General features: G+C 67.2%; 30 protein-coding genes. 3 read left to right on the top strand and 27 right to left on the bottom strand.

The window, feature by feature from the left end:
• The first annotated feature begins 38 nt into the window (after nucleotides 1-38).
• The 3 genes from AB0P41_RS26925 (at nucleotide 39) to AB0P41_RS26935 (ending at nucleotide 2,846) form a co-directional block, all read left to right on the top strand.
• A complete protein-coding gene (locus AB0P41_RS26925) occupies nucleotides 39-890 on the top strand; it encodes a hypothetical protein (RefSeq protein WP_356714197.1) in 852 nt (283 codons plus the stop codon).
• Between the two features lie 70 nt (nucleotides 891-960).
• The gene (locus AB0P41_RS26930) at nucleotides 961-2,091 is read left to right on the top strand and encodes a hypothetical protein (RefSeq protein WP_365934607.1); all 1,131 of its coding nucleotides are present in this window, start codon (nucleotides 961-963) and stop codon (nucleotides 2,089-2,091) included.
• Complete coding sequence (locus tag AB0P41_RS26935; protein WP_365934609.1) at nucleotides 2,073-2,846, top strand: hypothetical protein; 774 nt, start codon at nucleotides 2,073-2,075, stop codon at nucleotides 2,844-2,846. The genes AB0P41_RS26930 and AB0P41_RS26935 overlap by 19 nt, the downstream gene beginning before the upstream one ends.
• Here the strand turns inward: AB0P41_RS26935 and truA are convergent.
• The 27 genes from truA to rplB all read right to left on the bottom strand — a co-directional run bounded on the left by truA (nucleotide 2,815) and on the right by rplB (nucleotide 18,061).
• Entirely contained in the window at nucleotides 2,815-3,669 is an 855-nt protein-coding gene (gene truA, locus AB0P41_RS26940) for a tRNA pseudouridine(38-40) synthase TruA (RefSeq protein WP_356714195.1), read from the bottom strand. The genes AB0P41_RS26935 and truA overlap by 32 nt on opposite strands.
• 78 nt (nucleotides 3,670-3,747) lie before the next feature.
• Nucleotides 3,748-4,251, bottom strand: a complete 504-nt coding sequence (rplQ, locus tag AB0P41_RS26945; RefSeq protein ID WP_031096406.1) for a 50S ribosomal protein L17 — start codon at nucleotides 4,249-4,251, stop codon at nucleotides 3,748-3,750.
• Nucleotides 4,252-4,387: 136 nt separating this feature from the next.
• Nucleotides 4,388-5,410 (bottom strand): DNA-directed RNA polymerase subunit alpha, encoded by a 1,023-nt coding sequence (locus AB0P41_RS26950; protein ID WP_003966937.1) that lies wholly within the window; start codon nucleotides 5,408-5,410, stop codon nucleotides 4,388-4,390.
• Between the two features lie 137 nt (nucleotides 5,411-5,547).
• Complete coding sequence (gene rpsK / locus AB0P41_RS26955; RefSeq protein WP_003956432.1) at nucleotides 5,548-5,952, bottom strand: 30S ribosomal protein S11; 405 nt, start codon at nucleotides 5,950-5,952, stop codon at nucleotides 5,548-5,550.
• Nucleotides 5,953-6,057: 105 nt separating this feature from the next.
• Nucleotides 6,058-6,438 (bottom strand): 30S ribosomal protein S13, encoded by a 381-nt coding sequence (rpsM, locus tag AB0P41_RS26960; protein WP_014154579.1) that lies wholly within the window; start codon nucleotides 6,436-6,438, stop codon nucleotides 6,058-6,060.
• A 191-nt stretch (nucleotides 6,439-6,629) separates the two neighbouring features.
• Nucleotides 6,630-6,743, bottom strand: coding sequence for a 50S ribosomal protein L36 (gene rpmJ / locus AB0P41_RS26965; protein WP_003956441.1), 114 nt, complete (start codon nucleotides 6,741-6,743; stop codon nucleotides 6,630-6,632).
• Nucleotides 6,744-6,803: 60 nt separating this feature from the next.
• Nucleotides 6,804-7,025: a translation initiation factor IF-1 gene (gene infA / locus AB0P41_RS26970; RefSeq protein WP_003956442.1), complete on the bottom strand. Its 222-nt coding sequence runs from the start codon at nucleotides 7,023-7,025 to the stop codon at nucleotides 6,804-6,806.
• 189 nt (nucleotides 7,026-7,214) lie between these two features.
• Nucleotides 7,215-8,051 (bottom strand): type I methionyl aminopeptidase, encoded by an 837-nt coding sequence (gene map, locus AB0P41_RS26975; protein WP_356714193.1) that lies wholly within the window; start codon nucleotides 8,049-8,051, stop codon nucleotides 7,215-7,217.
• A gap of 124 nt (nucleotides 8,052-8,175) precedes the next feature.
• Entirely contained in the window at nucleotides 8,176-8,835 is a 660-nt protein-coding gene (locus AB0P41_RS26980; RefSeq protein WP_356714192.1) for an adenylate kinase, read from the bottom strand.
• On the bottom strand, nucleotides 8,835-10,154 hold the full coding sequence (gene secY / locus AB0P41_RS26985) for a preprotein translocase subunit SecY (RefSeq protein ID WP_356714191.1): 1,320 nt from the start codon (nucleotides 10,152-10,154) through the stop codon (nucleotides 8,835-8,837). Before secY ends, AB0P41_RS26980 begins: the two co-directional genes overlap by 1 nt.
• A 224-nt stretch (nucleotides 10,155-10,378) precedes the next feature.
• Nucleotides 10,379-10,834: a 50S ribosomal protein L15 gene (rplO, locus tag AB0P41_RS26990; protein WP_014047794.1), complete on the bottom strand. Its 456-nt coding sequence runs from the start codon at nucleotides 10,832-10,834 to the stop codon at nucleotides 10,379-10,381.
• Nucleotide 10,835: 1 nt separating this feature from the next.
• Complete coding sequence (gene rpmD / locus AB0P41_RS26995) at nucleotides 10,836-11,018, bottom strand: 50S ribosomal protein L30 (RefSeq protein WP_267012760.1); 183 nt, start codon at nucleotides 11,016-11,018, stop codon at nucleotides 10,836-10,838.
• Nucleotides 11,018-11,617, bottom strand: a complete 600-nt coding sequence (rpsE, locus tag AB0P41_RS27000) for a 30S ribosomal protein S5 (RefSeq protein WP_356714190.1) — start codon at nucleotides 11,615-11,617, stop codon at nucleotides 11,018-11,020. Before rpsE ends, rpmD begins: the two co-directional genes overlap by 1 nt.
• A 47-nt stretch (nucleotides 11,618-11,664) precedes the next feature.
• Nucleotides 11,665-12,048: a 50S ribosomal protein L18 gene (gene rplR, locus AB0P41_RS27005; protein ID WP_033297607.1), complete on the bottom strand. Its 384-nt coding sequence runs from the start codon at nucleotides 12,046-12,048 to the stop codon at nucleotides 11,665-11,667.
• A 2-nt stretch (nucleotides 12,049-12,050) separates the two neighbouring features.
• Nucleotides 12,051-12,590: a 50S ribosomal protein L6 gene (gene rplF / locus AB0P41_RS27010; protein WP_103514100.1), complete on the bottom strand. Its 540-nt coding sequence runs from the start codon at nucleotides 12,588-12,590 to the stop codon at nucleotides 12,051-12,053.
• A gap of 21 nt (nucleotides 12,591-12,611) precedes the next feature.
• On the bottom strand, nucleotides 12,612-13,010 hold the full coding sequence (gene rpsH / locus AB0P41_RS27015; protein WP_356714189.1) for a 30S ribosomal protein S8: 399 nt from the start codon (nucleotides 13,008-13,010) through the stop codon (nucleotides 12,612-12,614).
• A gap of 221 nt (nucleotides 13,011-13,231) precedes the next feature.
• Nucleotides 13,232-13,417, bottom strand: a complete 186-nt coding sequence (locus tag AB0P41_RS27020) for a type Z 30S ribosomal protein S14 (RefSeq protein ID WP_003948630.1) — start codon at nucleotides 13,415-13,417, stop codon at nucleotides 13,232-13,234.
• Between the two features lie 2 nt (nucleotides 13,418-13,419).
• The gene (rplE, locus tag AB0P41_RS27025; protein WP_014047789.1) at nucleotides 13,420-13,977 is read right to left on the bottom strand and encodes a 50S ribosomal protein L5; all 558 of its coding nucleotides are present in this window, start codon (nucleotides 13,975-13,977) and stop codon (nucleotides 13,420-13,422) included.
• A complete protein-coding gene (gene rplX / locus AB0P41_RS27030; protein ID WP_014047788.1) occupies nucleotides 13,977-14,300 on the bottom strand; it encodes a 50S ribosomal protein L24 in 324 nt (107 codons plus the stop codon). Before rplX ends, rplE begins: the two co-directional genes overlap by 1 nt.
• 2 nt (nucleotides 14,301-14,302) lie before the next feature.
• Nucleotides 14,303-14,671, bottom strand: a complete 369-nt coding sequence (rplN, locus tag AB0P41_RS27035; RefSeq protein WP_003974257.1) for a 50S ribosomal protein L14 — start codon at nucleotides 14,669-14,671, stop codon at nucleotides 14,303-14,305.
• 100 nt (nucleotides 14,672-14,771) lie between these two features.
• Nucleotides 14,772-15,056 (bottom strand): 30S ribosomal protein S17, encoded by a 285-nt coding sequence (rpsQ, locus tag AB0P41_RS27040; RefSeq protein ID WP_356714188.1) that lies wholly within the window; start codon nucleotides 15,054-15,056, stop codon nucleotides 14,772-14,774.
• The gene (rpmC, locus tag AB0P41_RS27045; RefSeq protein ID WP_014047786.1) at nucleotides 15,056-15,280 is read right to left on the bottom strand and encodes a 50S ribosomal protein L29; all 225 of its coding nucleotides are present in this window, start codon (nucleotides 15,278-15,280) and stop codon (nucleotides 15,056-15,058) included. Before rpmC ends, rpsQ begins: the two co-directional genes overlap by 1 nt.
• Complete coding sequence (gene rplP, locus AB0P41_RS27050) at nucleotides 15,280-15,699, bottom strand: 50S ribosomal protein L16 (protein WP_014154587.1); 420 nt, start codon at nucleotides 15,697-15,699, stop codon at nucleotides 15,280-15,282. The genes rpmC and rplP overlap by 1 nt, the downstream gene beginning before the upstream one ends.
• A 5-nt stretch (nucleotides 15,700-15,704) precedes the next feature.
• A complete protein-coding gene (rpsC, locus tag AB0P41_RS27055; RefSeq protein ID WP_014047784.1) occupies nucleotides 15,705-16,541 on the bottom strand; it encodes a 30S ribosomal protein S3 in 837 nt (278 codons plus the stop codon).
• A complete protein-coding gene (rplV, locus tag AB0P41_RS27060) occupies nucleotides 16,541-16,888 on the bottom strand; it encodes a 50S ribosomal protein L22 (RefSeq protein WP_073733141.1) in 348 nt (115 codons plus the stop codon). Before rplV ends, rpsC begins: the two co-directional genes overlap by 1 nt.
• Nucleotides 16,889-16,930: 42 nt before the next feature.
• Nucleotides 16,931-17,212, bottom strand: coding sequence for a 30S ribosomal protein S19 (rpsS, locus tag AB0P41_RS27065; RefSeq protein ID WP_023539342.1), 282 nt, complete (start codon nucleotides 17,210-17,212; stop codon nucleotides 16,931-16,933).
• 12 nt (nucleotides 17,213-17,224) lie between these two features.
• Nucleotides 17,225-18,061, bottom strand: a complete 837-nt coding sequence (rplB, locus tag AB0P41_RS27070) for a 50S ribosomal protein L2 (RefSeq protein ID WP_099173848.1) — start codon at nucleotides 18,059-18,061, stop codon at nucleotides 17,225-17,227.
• Nucleotides 18,062-18,093: the final 32 nt, after the last annotated feature.

The raw sequence follows: 18,093 nt of genomic DNA on the forward strand, positions 1-18,093 counted from the left end.
TGACCCAACCGGATTACACAGGCTCTAGGATTCGCGGCATGAGCTTTGGGCAAGGGGGGCCCTCCTGGGGGCCGGGAGAGAGCCGGACTCCGGACTGGGCGGCACTGGCCGACCAGTCCGCTGCACGCGGCAGGCGCAAGAAGTGGCTGATGATCGGCGGCGGCGCGCTGGCCACCGCCGCGGTGGCCGCGATCGTGGCCACGGCCGTCATCACGACCGACGGAGGCGGCGCCTCCGGGTCGGACAAGAACGCGAGCGAGCTGCCGGCCCCCGCCGAGCTGCCCTCGGAGAGCTCCGCGCCGGAGCCCTCCTTCTCCTCGGTTGCACCGCCGCCCCCGCCGGACCCGAAGGACTACATAGCCGACGAGAAGAAGGACAAGGCCCCGGTCGACGTCAACGCCTTCTTCCCCGGCAGGACGCTGACCATGGGCGACCGGGTCTACGCCAAGGGCGCCACCGCACGTACGGCGAACTGCGCCGCGACGACCCAGGGCGCGCTCGGCTCGATCCTGGAGAGCAACGGCTGCGACCAGGTCATCCGCGCGACGTACAGCAAGGGCGGGGTGGCCGTCACCGTCGGACTCGCCGTCTTCGGCACCGAGGCGGAGGCCAGGAAGGCGGCCCAGCAGGCGTCCGGCGGAGTCGCCTCGCTCAGCGGTTCGGGAGTCCCCACCTTCTGCCGCGGCGGAGCCGTCTGCCGGCGCACCGCCAACTCCTACGGCCGTTACGCCTACTTCACGATCGGCGGCTACACCAGCGGGAAGAACGTCACCACCTCGTCCAAGGACGCGTACAAGGTGGGTGACGACCTGACCGACTTCACCTTCCGCCAGATCCGTCACCGCGGCGAGGTCCAGGCTTCGGCGGCCGCGGGGGCCCCCGTCGTCTGACCGGCCGTGCCGTGCCTCCTCCCCCCACGCACCAGTCCCCGTCCCTCCCCTCGACCGAGGACCCGCAGCCGTGCGTCTGACCACCCTCTTCACCCTCCCGCGCGTCCTGCGCCACAGCGACGCGATAGGCGCCGGTCTGCCCCCGGACGAGGCCGTGGTCCTCGACGCCCCGGACCCCTCGCTGCGGGTGGCCCTGGCCGCCGCGGCGGCGGGTGACCACGCCCCGGCCGCCGAACTGCTCGCCCTGACCCGCGAGCACGCCCAGTGGGAGCGCAGGGACACCTGCGTCACCCGCCTCGCACGGGCCTCGCTGCACCACCCGGGCTGGCTGGACAGCTGGCTGGAGGAGTCCCCGGAGGACCCCGACGCCGTACTGGTCAAGGCCGACCAGTACATCTGCCAGGCCTGGCAGATACGGACGGGGGCCCGCGCGAAGCACGTCGAGGCCGACCAGTTCCGGGCGTTCCACGCGGTGCTGCGTGACTCGGTGCCGGTGATCTCCGCCGCCGCCGAGCTCAACCCCGACGACCCCGTGCCCTGGCGCGTCGCGCTGACCCAGGCCCGGGGCATCCAGGCGCCCAGGGACGTCTTCGACAGCTATCTCGCCGAGGCGAACGCGCGCGACCCGCACCACGAGGGCTGCCACGTCCAGGCGCTCCAGTACCTCTGCGACAAGTGGTACGGCTCGCACGAGGAGATGTTCGCCTTCGCCGAGCGTGCGGCCGGCCAGGCCCCTCCCGGCTCCCGGCTCCACGCGCTGCCGCTCCAGGCCGTCGTCGAATACCTGATCGCCGACGAGGAGGCGGACGGCCCCGACCACACCGCCCGCGCCGAAGCCGCGGTGACCCGCGCCCAGGCGCTGTCCGACAGCTACGCCCCGGGAGACCGGGAGGCCGCCGGCTTCCGCAATCACCTGGCCCTGGTCCTGTGGTCGATGAACCGCTACGAGGAGGCCCTCACGGCCTTCCGCTCCATCGGGGTGCACGCCACGACCTTCCCGTGGACCTATTTCGGCGAGCCCCGGGCCGAATTCCTGGAGGCCCGCTCGGACACCCGCGTCGAGCTGGCGATGAAGGTCCCCTTCTTCCGCCCCTCCCCGAGCCCCCCGCCACCGGCACGCCCGAATGGGAGCGCGAGCTGGCACCACGGTCGGTCGCCATCGCCTCCACCGGCCCCACCGAGGTGGCGCAGGCCGCCCTGATCTGCGGCCACAGCCTGCGGACGGCCCCGGCCGGCAGCCGTCACACGTACGTCGAGATCGTCCAGGACCCCGTACGCGGCACACGCGCGGCCCTCCTCCCGGAGGAGCCGCTCACCTCGGCGGCCGACAACTTCACCACGGCCGAGGAGTGGCCCGCCCTGGTCCTGCACCGCACCCCGGAACGCAGCAGCTTCACCCTGCTCCACCGGGGCAAGAAGGTGGCGGCCCACACCTGGGAGACGGCCGCACCCGCCACCGACCACACCGAGGCGGGCGCGACGGCAGCCGCGCTGGCCCGTGTGTACAAGCTGGCCGACCCGCGCCCCCTGGCGCACATCCTGCGGGCCACCGGCGACCCCGCCCGCCACCAGGGGGAGCTGGTCGCCGCTCTCGGCCTGCCACCGCTGCCCACCGGATACGGCGGGCAGCAGGAGATCCTCGCGGCGCTCCCCGGGGCCCGGGTGCTGGCCCGGCGCGGCTTCCTCGCGGGGATGCGGGACACCATGACCACCAAGGACGGTGTCCACCCGGAGGCCCCCGCCCCGGACGAACCGCACCCGGCCCGCTGGTGGGTCCTGCGCACGGCCGGACTGCTCTTCTTCGGCGCGGCGGCGGTCTATGCCTGGTGGACACCCGACATCGGCTGGTTCCGCTCCACCGCGTCCACGGCCGTAGCCCTGTACTTCGCGGCCAAGCTGCTCCGCGCCCGGCGCCGCAGACCGGTCAGCAGCAGCCTGCCCCCGGAAGCGTCCTGACGTTGCGGGCCTCCAGGGCCCTGGCCGCCAGCAGCTCATCGGCCGGATAGGCCACTTCCTCCAGCGTCAGTCCGTGCGGCCGCACCACGTGCACCGCCGGGTCACGCACCTTCGCCGCCAGCACCTCGGCAGGCCACCCGGCCGGCCTGCGCCCGTCCCCGACGAACAGCGCCGCCCCGATCAGCGCCCGCACCATGTTGTGGCAGAACGCGTCGGCCTGCACGGTCGCCGTCAGCACACCGGACTCCGCGTCCCGCACCCAGTGCAGCTTCTGGAGCGTACGGATGGTCGTCGCGCCCTCACGCTTCTTGCAGTACGCGGCGAAGTCGTGCTCCCCCACCATCAGGGCGGCCGCCTCGTTCATCGCGTCCAGATCCAGCGGCCGGTCGTGCCAGAGCACATGGCCGCGCAGCAACGGGTCCACCCCGCCCGGCCTGTCCCCCACGCGATACGCGTAACGCCGCCACAGCGCGGAGAAGCGCGCGTTGAAACCGGCCGGGGCCTCGGCCGCCCGCCAGATCCGTACGTCCAGCGGCAGGCGCCCCGCCATCCGTCGCAGCAGTTTCTCCTCGTGCTCGGCCCACACCTCGGCCGGCAGGTCGACGTGTGCCACCTGCCCGCGCGCGTGCACCCCGGCGTCGGTGCGCCCGGCCACCGTCAGGTCGTACGTCACCGACGACCGCGTCACGGTGCGCAGCGCGTCCTCGATCTCGCCCTGCACCGTGCGCCTGCTGGTCTGCTTCGCCCAGCCGGAGAAGTCCTTCCCGTCGTAGGAAAGGTCCAGCCGTACCCGTACAAAGCCGGGCTCTGCCTCGTCACTCACCCGCAGATCCTCTCAAAACCGAACGGGCCCGCACCGCCCCGAAGGGTGGTGCGGGCCCGTACCTGGGTCTCAGAACGCTCAGGCGTCCTTGGACTCCTCAGCGGCGTCGGCCGGCTTGGCGTCCTCGACGGTCTCGGCCGGAGCCTCGTCCTTCTTGAGGGCGTCTTCCTTGACGGCGCGCTTCGTGGCGGCCTCGGCCTCACCGGTGGCGGCCTGCGCCACGGTCAGGGCCTCGACCAGCTCGATGACGGCCATCGGGGCGTTGTCGCCGCGACGGTTGCCGATCTTGGTGATGCGGGTGTAACCACCGGGGCGGTTCTCGTACCGCGGGGCGATCTCGGTGAAGAGCGTGTGCACGATGCCCTTGTCCGTGATCGACTGCAGCACCAGGCGACGGTTGTGGATGTCGCCCTTCTTCGCCTTGGTGATGAAACGCTCGGCGACCGGACGCAGGCGGCGGGCCTTGGCCTCGGTCGTGGTGATGCGGCCGTGCTCGAACAGCGACTTCGCGAGGTTGATGAGAAGAAGCTTCTCGTGCGCAGCGCTGCCGCCCAGACGGGCACCCTTGGCGGGCTGAGGCATGGTTTTTCTCCTTGTGTGCTGCACCGGCCGTATCAGGTACCGGTGTCAGTTCCCGCGAGGCGGCCGCCCCGCGGAAGTCCTTACTGGTCCGGCGGGGGCACCCTCGTCATCGGGGTACCCCGCGCCGGGAGGCGACTCAGTACTGCTCGGTCTCCACGAAACCGGCGTCCGCGTCGTCGTCCGCGCCGAAGGCGTCGGCCGCGGCGGTCGGGTCGAAGCCGGGAGGCGAGTCCTTGAGCGCGAGGCCCATACCGGCCAGCTTCGCCTTGACCTCGTCGATCGACTTGGCGCCGAAGTTGCGGATGTCGAGCAGGTCCGCCTCGGAGCGGGCGACGAGCTCACCCACGGAGTGGATGCCCTCGCGCTTGAGGCAGTTGTACGACCGAACGGTGAGCTCCAGCTCCTCGATCGGCAGGGCGAGATCGGCGGCGAGCGCGGCGTCCGTCGGGGACGGGCCCATGTCGATGCCCTCGGCGTCGATGTTGAGCTCGCGCGCCAGACCGAACAGCTCGACCAGGGTCTTACCGGCCGACGCCATGGCGTCACGGGGACGCATGGCCTGCTTGGTCTCGACGTCGACGATCAGCTTGTCGAAGTCGGTGCGCTGCTCGACACGGGTCGCCTCGACCTTGTACGTGACCTTGAGCACCGGCGAGTAGATGGAGTCGACCGGGATACGGCCGATCTCCTGGCCCACCTGCTTGTTCTGGACGGCGGAGACGTAGCCGCGACCGCGCTCGACGGTCAGCTCCATCTCCAGCTTGCCCTTGCCGTTGAGCGTCGCCAGGACCAGGTCCGGGTTGTGGACCTCGACACCGGCCGGCGGTGCGATGTCAGCAGCGGTGACCAGGCCGGGACCCTGCTTGCGCAGGTACATCACGACCGGCTCGTCGTGCTCCGAGGAGACGACCAGCTGCTTGATGTTGAGGATGAGGTCGGTCACGTCCTCCTTGACGCCCGGCACGGTGGTGAACTCGTGCAGGACACCGTCGATCCGGATGCTGGTGACAGCGGCACCGGGGATCGAGGAGAGGAGGGTACGACGCAGGGAGTTGCCGAGGGTGTAACCGAAGCCCGGCTCCAGCGGCTCGATCACGAACCGGGAGCGGAATTCGTCGACGACCTCTTCGGTCAGCGACGGACGCTGAGCGATAAGCATGTGGTGATCCTTCAGTCGTGGGCACCCACTATTTGATGCCCGACAGATGAAACAAGGATACGGGCGGCACGCCCCCGAAGGGACATACCGCCCGGATCCGACGCTACTGACGCACGGCCGTCACCGGCCGTAGCGGATCAGACGCGGCGACGCTTCGGCGGACGGCAGCCGTTGTGCGGCGTCGGGGTGACGTCCTGAATCGAACCGACCTCGAGGCCCGTGGCCTGGAGGGAGCGGATCGCGGTCTCGCGGCCGGAGCCCGGACCCTTCACGAAGACGTCGACCTTGCGCATGCCGTGCTCCTGCGCGCGGCGGGCGGCCGACTCGGCGGCCATCTGCGCGGCGAAGGGGGTGGACTTGCGCGAGCCCTTGAAGCCGACGTGGCCGGCGGAGGCCCAGGAGATCACGTTGCCCGAGGGGTCCGTGATCGAGACGATGGTGTTGTTGAACGTGCTCTTGATGTGGGCGTGCCCGTGAGCGACGTTCTTCTTTTCCTTGCGACGCACCTTCTTGGCTGCGCCCTGACGACCCTTGGGGGGCATGTCTTGACTCCAGATGGAGAGGGGAGGTGATCGGTCCTACAGCGAAGACCGCTGGTTTCCGCGAACGCCCGGTGACCCGGACACCCGCAGTGCGTCCGCTGAGGACTACTTCTTGCCCGGCTTCTTCTTACCGGCGATGGCGCGACGCGGGCCCTTGCGGGTACGCGCGTTCGTGCTGGTGCGCTGACCGTGGACCGGCAGACCGCGACGGTGCCGGATGCCCTGGTAGCAGCCGATCTCGATCTTGCGGCGGATGTCGCCCTGGATCTCGCGGCGAAGGTCACCCTCGGTGCGGAGGTTGGCGTCGACGTACTCGCGGATCTTGACCAGGTCCTCTTCGGCCAGGTCACGAACGCGGGTGTTCGGGTTCACGCCGGCTGCGGCGAGGATCTCCTTGGACCGGGTGCGCCCGATACCGAAGACGTAGGTGAGGGCAACCTCCACGCGCTTTTCGCGCGGGATGTCAACACCTGAAACGCGTGCCATTCAATGGCTCCAGTTGTTATTTCGGGGGTCTTCCGCAGAACCACTCCCGACCGCCGACCTCTCACCGAGAGGTGGTACGCCCGAGTCCCCGGCCCCCGCCGGAGGTGTCGTCAGCCGTGGCTTGGACGGGTTCTGCGTATGTACGTTTACGTGCGTCGCGCGAAGTACTGCGAGATGCAGGGGGTCGTGCGTCAGCCCTGGCGCTGCTTGTGGCGCAGGTTGTCGCAGATGACCATGACCCGGCCGTGACGGCGGATCACCTTGCACTTGTCGCAGATCTTCTTGACGCTCGGCTTGACCTTCATGGGATGTCAGGTTCTCCGGGTCAGTGCCCTCACCACGCCGAAGCGGGGTGGCGGCAAGATCTACTTGTACCGGTAGACGATCCGGCCACGCGTCAGGTCGTACGGAGACAGCTCCACGACGACCCGGTCATCCGGGAGGATGCGGATGTAGTGCATCCGCATCTTGCCGCTGATGTGCGCGAGGACTTTGTGACCGTTCTGGAGTTCCACCTTGAACATGGCGTTCGGGAGGGACTCGATCACGGTGCCCTCAATTTCGATGGCACCTTGCTTCTTGGCCACGCTTCGCCTTTCGAATCGGCTACCTTGATCGACTCACGCCCGCCGCATGAAGACACACGGATGCACGAGAGCCGACGAGTCAGTCTACGTCAGCGGACTCCAAAAGACGAATCCGTCAAGTTTGCCCACTTCCTCTGATCCTTAGACACGGATCAGCCGGACAGTCCTGGTGGGCGTCAGGCCGGAACCTCAGGCCAGCGGGTCCGGTGCCGCCTCGACCCCGTACTGGGCGAGCTTCGCCCGGCCGCAGTCCGGGGAGGTCAGGACCAGCGGGCCCTGTTCCGTGAGGGCGATCGAGTGCTCCCAGTGCGAGGACCAGGTGCCGTCGGTCGTCAGGACCGTCCACTCGTCGTCGAGGACCTTCGTCTGCGCGGTGCCCAGCGAGACCATCGGCTCGATGGCCAGGCAGACGCCGGGGACCAGCTTGATGCCCTTGCCGCGCTTGCGCGAGACGTAGTTCAGCAGGTGCGGGTCCATGTGCATCTCGGTGCCGATGCCGTGGCCGCCGTAGTCCTCGATGATCCCGTACTTGCCGGTCGCCGGACGGGGCTGGCGGCGGATGTAGGACTCGATGGCCTTCGAGATGTCGACGAGCCGGTTGTTCACCTTCATCGCGGCGATCCCGGCCCACATCGACTCCTCGGTCACCCGGGAGAGCTCGACGAGCTCCGGAGCGTGACCGGTGCCCACGAAGGCCGTGTAGGCGGCGTCGCCGTGCCAACCGTCGATGATCGCGCCGGCGTCGATCGAGATGATGTCGCCGTCCTTCAGGACGGTCCTGTCGTCCGGGATGCCGTGGACGACGACCTCGTTGACCGAGGTGCAGATCGTCGCGGGGAATCCGCCGTAACCCAGGAAGTTCGACTTCGCGCCGTGGTCGGCGATCACCTTGCGGGCGACCTCGTCCAGGTCCTTCGTCGTGGCGCCGGGGACGGCCGCCTCACGGGTGGCGGCGTGAATGGCAGCGACCACGAGGCCCGCCTCGCGCATCTTCGCGATCTGCTCGGGGGTCTTGATCTGCACCATTGCGCGGCGCCTCTCTGCGTACGAAGGGAAAGGGTGGAAGCCGTACTCCACGATACGGCGCCAAAACAGTCGGCCGCGACGCCCGAGGGCGCCGCGGCCGGCTGTGTGGTGCTACGGGGGCGTGTCAGCCCTCGTCGGACTTCTTGAGGGCCTCCATGGCCCGCTCGGTCACCTCGGTGACCTTGCCGAGCGCGGAGATCGTCACGACCAGGCCCTGCGACCGGTAGTAGTCGATGATCGGCTCGGTCTGCGTGTGGTAGACCTCGAGACGCGTACGGACCGTCTCCTCCGTGTCGTCGTCCCGCTGGTACAGCTCGCCGCCGCAGGCGTCGCAGACGCCCTCGGTCTTCGGCGGGTTGTACGTCACGTGGAAGACGTGCGCGCTGTCGTTACGGCAGATACGGCGGCCGGCGATGCGCTTGACCACCTCGTCCTCGGGGACCTCGAGGTCAAGAACCGCGTCGAGCTTGACGCCCTCACTGTGGAGCATCTCGTCGAGCGCCGCGGCCTGCCCCACGTTGCGGGGAAAGCCGTCCAGGAGGAAGCCGTTCTCGGCGTCCGACTGGGACATGCGGTCCTTGGCCATCGCGATGGTGACTTCGTCCGGCACCAGCTGTCCCGCGTCCATGAAGGCGCGGGCCTGCTTGCCAAGGTCGGTGCCCTGGCTGATGTTGGCGCGGAAGAGGTCGCCCGTGGAGATGTGCGGAATCGACAGATTCTTGGCAAGGAACGCGGCCTGCGTTCCCTTGCCGGCACCGGGCGGCCCGACGAGGACGATTCGCATCAGCGGAGGAACCCTTCGTAATTGCGCTGCTGGAGCTGACTCTCGATCTGCTTCACGGTCTCCAGACCCACACCCACGATGATCAGGATGCTCGTCCCGCCGAACGGGAAGTTCTGGTTAGCGCCACCGAAGCCTGCCAACGCCATCGTCGGCACCAGAGCGATCAGACCCAGGTACAGCGAGCCCGGCCAAGTGATCCGGTTGAGCACGTAGCTCAGATACTCGGCGGTAGGTCGACCTGCCCGGATACCCGGGATGAAGCCACCATACTTCTTCATGTTGTCCGCGACTTCCTCGGGGTTGAACGAGATCGCCACATAGAAGAATGCGAAGAACACGATCAGAAGGAAGTACGTCGCGATGTAGTACGGGTGGTCGCCCTTGACGAAGTGATCCTGAATCCAGGTCGCCCAGCCCGCGGTGGAGTTGGAGAACTGAACGATTAGAGCAGGAATGTAGAGCAGCGAAGAAGCGAAGATGACGGGAATCACACCCGCCTGGTTCACCTTCAGCGGGATGTAAGTGGACGTACCACCGTAGGACCGGCGCCCGATCATCCGCTTCGCGTACTGCACCGGAACCCGGCGCTGGGCCTGTTCGACGAAGACGACGAGGCCGACCATCACGAAGCCGATGAGGATGACGGTGATGAACTCGATCCAGCCGTCGGCGAGCTTGCCGCTCTCCTTGATGGCCCAGAGGGCGCCGGGGAAGCTCGCGGCGATCGAGATGAACATCAGGATCGACATGCCGTTGCCGATGCCGCGGTCGGTGATGAGCTCACCGAGCCACATGACGGCGGCGGTACCGGCGGTCATGGTGATGACCATGACGACGGTCGTGAAGATCGACTGGTTCGGGACGACCTGGTCGGCGACGGAGCAGCCGCTGAAGAGCGCGCCGCTGCGAGCGGTGGCCACCAGGCCGGTGCCCTGGAGGATGGCCAGCGCGACGGTCAGATAACGCGTGTACTGCGTGATCTTGGCCGTGCCCGACTGCCCCTCCTTCTTGAGGGCTTCGAGTCGGGGGATGACCACGGTCAGCAGTTGGAGAATGATGCTGGCCGTGATGTACGGCATGATGCCGAGCGCGAAGATCGTGATCTGCAGCAGTGCACCACCGCTGAACATGTTCACCAGACCGAACAGGCTGTTGTTGCCCTGACTGGCCTGGTCAACACAGGTCTGGACGTTCTCGTAGCTCACCCCCGGTACGGGAATGTGCGCACCGAGACGGTAGAGCACGATGATGCCGAGCGTGAAGAGCAGCTTCTTGCGCAGGTCGGGCGTCTTGAACGCCCGGGCGAACGCGGTGAGCACGGTGCCTCCTGCGACCCCCGCGCAAAAGCGTGAGGTGACGGTCTTGAGGATCGACGATTACGTAACAGCCAAAGGACCCCGGGCTCTTGCCCAGGACTTACCACAGCAACAGTGCACGCCACCTTACCGGCGTACATGCCCCCCTAGGAACGACCAACCGGGGATGCCCCAAATGAGAGGCATCCCCGGTCGGGTGTTCAGGCCACAGCCCTGTCCGAGTTGTCTCAGACGAGTTCGGTGACGGTGCCGCCGGCGGCGGCGATCTTCTCCTTGGCGGAGCCGGAGACGGCGTCAACCGAAACCTGCAGCGCCACGGAGATCTCGCCCTGTCCGAGGACCTTGACGAGGTGGTTGTTGCGCACAGCGCCCTTGGCGACCAGATCGGCCACCGTGACCTCTCCACCCTCGGGGTAGAGCGTCGCGAGCTTGTCCAGGTTCACGACCTGGTACTCCGTGCGGAACGGGTTCTTGAAGCCCTTGAGCTTCGGGAGACGCATGTGGAGGGGCATCTGCCCACCCTCGAAGCGCTCCGGAACCTGGTAACGAGCCTTCGTACCCTTGGTACCACGGCCTGCGGTCTTACCCTTGGACGCCTCACCACGACCCACACGGGTCTTGGCGGTCTTGGCGCCCGGGGCAGGCCGGAGGTTGTGGGCCTTCAGCGGGCTGTTCTCCGCCATGTCAGTCAACCTCCTCGACCGTCACGAGGTGGCGGACGGTCTGAGCCATTCCGCGGAACTCGGGGCGGTCCTCCTTGACAACCACGTCGTTCAGGCGCTTGAGCCCGAGCGAACGCAGGGTGTCGCGGTGGTTCTGCTTGCTGCCGATGTACGACTTCGTCTGCGTGATCTTGAGGCGAGCCATTACGCACCCGCTCCCGCACGCGCACGGAGCAGAGCCGCGGGGGCGACGTCCTCGAGGGGCAGACCGCGGCGGGCCGCGATCTCCTCGGGACGCTGCAGGCCCTGAAGGGCCGCCACGGTCGCGTGCACGATGTTGATCGGGTTCGAAGAACCGAGCGACTTCGACAGGATGTCGTGAACGCCGGCGCACTCCAGGACGGCGCGCACCGGGCCACCGGCGATAACACCGGTACCGGGGGAAGCAGGCCTCAGCAGGACGACGCCCGCAGCCTTCTCACCCTGGATCGGGTGCGGGATGGTGCCCTGGATACGCGGGACCTTGAAGAAGCTCTTCTTGGCCTCTTCGACGCCCTTGGCGATGGCCGCGGGAACTTCCTTGGCCTTGCCGTATCCGACACCGACGGTGCCGTCACCATCGCCCACCACGACCAGCGCGGTGAAGCTGAAGCGACGACCACCCTTCACTACCTTGGCGACGCGGTTGATCGCGACGACACGCTCGACGTACGCGGTCTTCTCGGCCGCAGCACCGTCACGGCCCTTCCGGTCCCGCCGCTCGCCGCCACCGGCACCGCTTCCGCGGCGCTGGGGTCCAGCCATTGGATTTACCTCTCTCTGTTACGTCCGCTGTGCGTTGGAACCGGGGCTTAGAACTTCAGCCCGGCTTCACGGGCGGCGTCAGCCAGAGCGGCAATCCGCCCGGCGTACTGGTTACCACCGCGGTCAAACACGACGGCCTCGACGCCTGCGGCCTTGGCACGCTCGGCGACAAGCGCGCCGACCTGCTTGGCCTGGGCGCTCTTGTCACCCTCCGCACCGCGGATCGACGTGTCCAGGGTCGACGCCGACGCGAGCGTGTGGCCCGCGATGTCGTCGATGACCTGGGCGACGATGTGACGGTTGGAACGCGTCACGACCAAGCGCGGACGCTCCGGCGAACCGGAGATGTGCTTGCGGACGCGGATATGGCGCCGCTTGAGAGCGGCACGCTTGTACGCGTCGCCCTTGGCGATCTTCACACCGTATGCCATGGCTACTTACCAGCCTTTCCGACCTTGCGCCGGATGACCTCGCCGGCGTACTTGACGCCCTTGGCCTTGTACGGGTCGGGCTTCCGCAGCTTGCGGATGTTGGCGGCTACCTCGCCGACCTTCTGCTTGTCGATGCCCTCGACGCTGAGCTTCGTGGGCGACTCGACCTTGAAGGTGATGCCTTCCGGAGCCTCGATGAGGATCGGGTGGCTGTAGCCCAGGGCGAACTCCAGGTTGGAGCCCTTCGCCTGGACGCGGTAACCGACACCACTGATCTCGAGCGCCTTGCTGTATCCCTGGGTCACACCGGTGATCATGTTCGCCACCAGCGTGCGGGACAGGCCGTGAAGGGCCTTGTTCTGACGCTCGTCGTTCGGGCGGACGACGCTGAGCACGCCGTCCTCACCCTTGGTGACCTCGATCGGCGCGGCGACGGTGTGCGAGAGGGAACCCTTGGGGCCCTTCACCGCGACCGTGCGGCCATCGATGGTGACGTCCACACCGGCGGGAACCTGGATGGGGAGCTTGCCGATTCGCGACATGAGCTTTCCTTCCTTTCCCGACTACCAGACGTAGGCGAGGACTTCCCCACCTACGCCCTTCTTGCCTGCCTGCTGGCCGGTCAGGAGACCGTGGGACGTGGAGATGATCGCCACGCCCAGGCCGCCGAGAACCTTCGGCAGGTTGGTGGACTTTGCGTACACACGCAGACCCGGCTTCGAGATGCGCTTGATGCCGGCAATCGAACGCTCGCGGTTCGGCCCGAACTTCAGCTCGAGAACGAGGCTCTTACCGACCTCGGCGTCCTCGACCTTCCAGCCGGTGATGAAGCCCTCCTGCTGGAGGATCTCCGCGATGTGCGACTTGATCTTGCTGTGCGGCATCGAAACATCGTCGTGATACGCCGAGTTCGCGTTACGCAGACGCGTGAGCATGTCTGCGATGGGATCAGTCATGGTCATGAGTTGGCCTTCGGCCTCTCTCGCCGGGGTTTCCTGTATGCGCCATCCCTCTCCCCACTCAGTGGCGGGACGGGTGCGGTGCGGGGACCTACGGCGTAGTAAGTCGGTCAGGGCGGCAGGCGCCCAACCCTTCAAGCCTACGGCATGAAGAGCGGGGCTCCTGCCGACCGGATACTTACCGAGAGCTTTCTGGTCCTACGACGCCCGAGGGCGAAGGAGGGTTACCAGGAGCTCTTGGTCACGCCCGGCAGCTCGCCACGGTGAGCCATCTCACGAAGGCACACGCGGCACAGGCCGAACTTGCGGTAGACGGAGTGGGGCCGGCCGCAGCGCTGGCAGCGGGTGTAACCGCGCACGCCGAACTTCGGCTTACGGGCGGCCTTAGCGATCAGAGCCTTCTTCGCCACGGTCAGTTCTCCTTGAACGGGAAGCCGAGGTGACGAAGCAGGGCACGACCCTCGTCGTCGTTGGTCGCCGTGGTGACCACGGTGATGTCCATGCCCCGGACCCGGTCGATCTTGTCCTGGTCGATCTCGTGGAACATGACCTGCTCCGTGAGACCGAAGGTGTAGTTGCCACGGCCGTCGAACTGCTTCGGCGACAGACCACGGAAGTCACGGATACGCGGAAGCGCGAGCGACAGCGTACGGTCCAGGAACTCCCACATGCGGTCACCACGGAGGGTGACGTGGCAGCCGATCGGCTGCCCCTCGCGCAGCTTGAACTGCGCGATCGACTTGCGGGCCTTCGTGACGGCGGGCTTCTGGCCGGTGATCGTGGTGAGGTCCCTGACGGCACCGTCGATCAGCTTGGAGTCGCGGGCGGCGTCGCCCACACCCATGTTGACCACGATCTTGACCAGACCGGGGACCTGCATGACGTTCTCGTACGAGAACTCCTCACGCAGCTTGCCGGCGATTTCCTCGCGGTAGCGCGTCTTGAGACGCGGCGCAGTGGTGGTCGTCATCAGATGTCCTCACCGGTCCGCTTGGCAACGCGGATCTTCTTGCCCTCGTCGTCAAAGCGGTAGCCGACGCGGGTGACGACCTTGTTGCCGTCCTTCTCCACAACCAGCTGTACGTTGCTGACGTGAATCGGGGCCTCGGTGGTGACAATGCCACCCGTCTGCGAACCGCGAGCCGTCTGACCGGCCTTGGTGTGCTTCTTGACCCGGTTGACACCCTCGACGAGGACACGGTCCTGAGCGGGGAAGGCAACGATGACCTTGCCCTGCTTGCCCTTGTCCTTACCGGTGATGACCTGAACCAGGTCGCCCTTCTTGATCTTCATGCTTACAGCACCTCCGGCGCGAGCGAGATGATCTTCATGAACTTCTTCTCGCGCAGCTCACGGCCCACCGGGCCGAAGATACGGGTGCCGCGGGGGTCGCCGTCGTTCTTGAGAATGACAGCGGCGTTCTCGTCGAAGCGGATGTACGAGCCATCCGGGCGACGACGCTCCTTGACGGTGCGAACGATGACCGCCTTGACGACGTCACCCTTCTTCACGTTGCCACCGGGGATCGCGTCCTTGACGGTGGCGACGATGACGTCACCGATGCCCGCGTAGCGGCGACCCGAGCCACCGAGAACACGGATGGTGAGAATTTCCTTCGCACCCGTGTTGTCGGCGACGCGCAGTCGCGACTCCTGCTGGATCACGTCTATCTCCTGATCGTCTGCCGGTTCCCGGCGGGGGCACCGGTGAAGGTGCCCCCGCCGAGCCTGGCGGAACTTGCCTGCGGGGGATGCCCCTCAGGAATTACTTGGCCTTCTCGAGGATCTCGACGATGCGCCAGCGCTTCGTGGCGGACAGCGGACGCGTCTCCATGATGACAACGCGGTCGCCGACGCCGGCGGAGTTCTGCTCGTCGTGGGCCTTGAGCTTGTTCGTACGGCGGATGACCTTGCCGTACAGCGCGTGCTTGACGCGGTCCTCGACAGCGACGACGACGGTCTTGTCCATCTTGTCGCTGACGACCAGACCCTCACGGGTCTTGCGGAAACCGCGGTCAGTGTTGGTCTCAGTCACAGTCTTCTCGCTCATCAGACGCTCTCCACCGTCTCGATGCCCAGCTCGCGCTCGCGCATCAGGGTGTAGATCCGGGCGATGTCCTTACGGACGGACTTGAGCCGACCGTGGTTCTCGAGCTGGCCCGTCGCCGCCTGGAAGCGGAGGTTGAACAGCTCTTCCTTGGCCTCGCGGAGCTTGTTGAGGAGCTCCTCGTTGCCCAGCTCGCGCAGCTCGGACGCCTTGGTACCGGCCGACATCACGACTCACCTGCCTCGCGCCGAACGATCCGGCACTTCATCGGAAGCTTGTGAGCAGCGCGGGTGAGCGCCTCACGAGCAATCTTCTCGTTCGGGTAGGACAGCTCGAACATCACCCGACCGGGCTTGACGTTCGCGATCCACCACTCGGGAGAACCCTTACCGGAACCCATGCGGGTCTCGGCAGGCTTCTTCGTCAGGGGGCGGTCCGGGTAGATGTTGATCCAGACCTTGCCGCCACGCTTGATGTGGCGGGTCATCGCGATACGAGCTGCCTCGATCTGGCGGTTCGTCACGTACGCCGGGGACAGCGCCTGGATGCCGTACTCGCCGAACGCAACCTGCGTGCCACCCTTGGACATACCGCTGCGCTTCGGGTGGTGCTGCTTGCGGTGCTTGACCCTACGGGGGATCAGCATTTCGGTCAGGCCTCCGTTCCGGTGCTCTCAGCCGGAGCAGCGGCGGCGGGAGCGTCGGCCTTGGGGGCCTCCGCTGCCGGCGCGGACTGCTGCGGCTTGCGGCCGCGACCGCCACGCTCGCCACCACGGCCACCACGGCCGGCCGGGCGGTCAGCGCCGCCACGGGCCGGACGGTTGCCGGCGCGAGCCGCTGCGTTCTCGGCGCGGACCTCGGCGATGTTCTTGACGTCGCCCTTGTAGATCCAGACCTTCACACCGATGCGGCCGAAGGTCGTCTTGGCCTCGAAGAAGCCGTAGTCGACGTTCGCACGGAGCGTGTGCAGGGGCACGCGGCCCTCGCGGTAGAACTCCGAGCGGGACATCTCGGCGCCGCCGAGGCGGCCACCGCACTGGATCTTGATGCCCTTGGCGCCGGCCTTCATCGTGCTCTGCATGCTCTTACGCATGGCACGACGGAAGGAGACGCGGGAGGAGAGCTGCTCGGCGACGGCCTGGGCCACCAGCTGAGCGTCCACCTCGGGGTTCTTGACCTCGAGGATGTTCAGCTGGACCTGCTTGCCGGTCAGCTTCTCCAGCTCGCCACGGATGCGGTCGGCCTCGGCGCCGCGGCGGCCGATGACGATGCCCGGGCGGGCGGTGTGGATGTCAACGCGGACGCGGTCGCGGGTGCGCTCGATCTCGACCTTCGAGATGCCGGCCCGCTCCATGCCCTTCGTCATCATGCGACGAATGGCGACGTCTTCCTTGACGTAGTCCTTGTACAGCTTGTCGGCGTACCAACGGGACTTGAAGTCCGTGGTAATGCCGAGCCGGAACCCGTGCGGGTTTACCTTCTGGCCCATTACCGGGTTCCTTCCTTGCTGCTGACGACCACGGTGATGTGGCTGGTCCGCTTACGGATCCGGTAGGCACGGCCCTGAGCACGCGGACGGAACCGCTTCAGGGTCGGGCCCTCGTCCACGAACGCCTCGCTGATGACCAGCGAAGAGGCGTCAGGGTGGTCGTAGTTGTGTGCAGCGTTGGCGATGGCGCTGTCAAGCACCTTGCCAACCGGCACGCTCGCGGCCTGCGGGGCGAAACGCAGGACCGCCTGAGCCTCCGTGGCATCCATGCCACGGATGAGGTCCACCACGCGGCGGGCCTTCATGGGCGTGACGCGGATGTACCGCGCCTGGGCCCTGGCTTCCATGGTTGTCCCTTCGGTGTGAGTCATAGTCGTTTCCACCCCGCGCTAGCGGCGCTTCGACTTCCGGTCGTCCTTGACGTGGCCGCGGAAGGTGCGAGTCGGCGAGAACTCGCCGAGCTTGTGGCCGACCATCGACTCGGTGACGAACACCGGGACATGGATCTTGCCGTTGTGCACCGCGATGGTGTGGCCCAGCATTGCCGGGATGATCATCGAGCGACGGGACCAGGTCTTGATGACGTTCTTGGTGCCTGCCTCGTTCTGTACGTCCACCTTCTTGATGAGGTGGCCGTCGACGAAGGGCCCCTTCTTGAGACTGCGCGGCATCTAAACCCGCTCCTAGCGCTTCTTGTTCGTCTTGCGGCGGCGGACGATGTACTTGCTCGATGCCTTCTTCGGCGAGCGAGTACGACCCTCCTTCTGACCCCACGGCGAGACCGGGTGACGACCACCGGAGGTCTTGCCTTCACCACCACCGTGCGGGTGGTCAACCGGGTTCATCGCGACACCGCGGACGGTCGGGCGGACGCCCTTCCAGCGCATGCGGCCGGCCTTGCCCCAGTTGATGTTCGACTGCTCGGCGTTGCCGACCTCGCCGATGGTGGCGCGGCAGCGGGCGTCGACCAGCCGGATCTCGCCGGACGGCATACGAAGGTGGGCCATCGTGCCCTCCTTCGCCAGCAGCTGCACGGAGGCACCCGCGGAACGGGCGAACTTCGCGCCGCCGCCGGGCCGCAGCTCGATGGCGTGGATGGTCGTACCGACCGGGATGTTGCGCAGCGCCAGGTTGTTGCCCGGCTTGATGTCGGCGCCCGGACCGTTCTCGACGCGGTCACCCTGCGACAGACCACGGGGGGCGACGATGTAACGCTTCTCGCCGTCCGCGTAGTGCAGCAGCGCGATGCGCGCGGTGCGGTTGGGGTCGTACTCGATGTGCGCGACCTTGGCCGGCACGCCGTCCTTGTCGTGACGACGGAAGTCGATCACGCGGTAGGCGCGCTTGTGGCCACCACCCTGGTGGCGAACGGTCACACGACCGGCGTTGTTACGGCCGCCCTTGCTGTGCAGGGGGCGGACCAGCGACTTCTCCGGCGTGGACCGCGTGATCTCGACAAAGTCGGCGACGCTGGAGCCACGACGGCCCGGGGTCGTCGGCTTGTACTTGCGGATACCCATTTCTCAGTCCTCGTCCGATTCCGGACGACTCG

It is taken from the genome of Streptomyces sp. NPDC079167 (assembly GCF_040686735.1).
Taxonomy (GTDB): Bacteria; Actinomycetota; Actinomycetes; order Streptomycetales; family Streptomycetaceae; genus Streptomyces.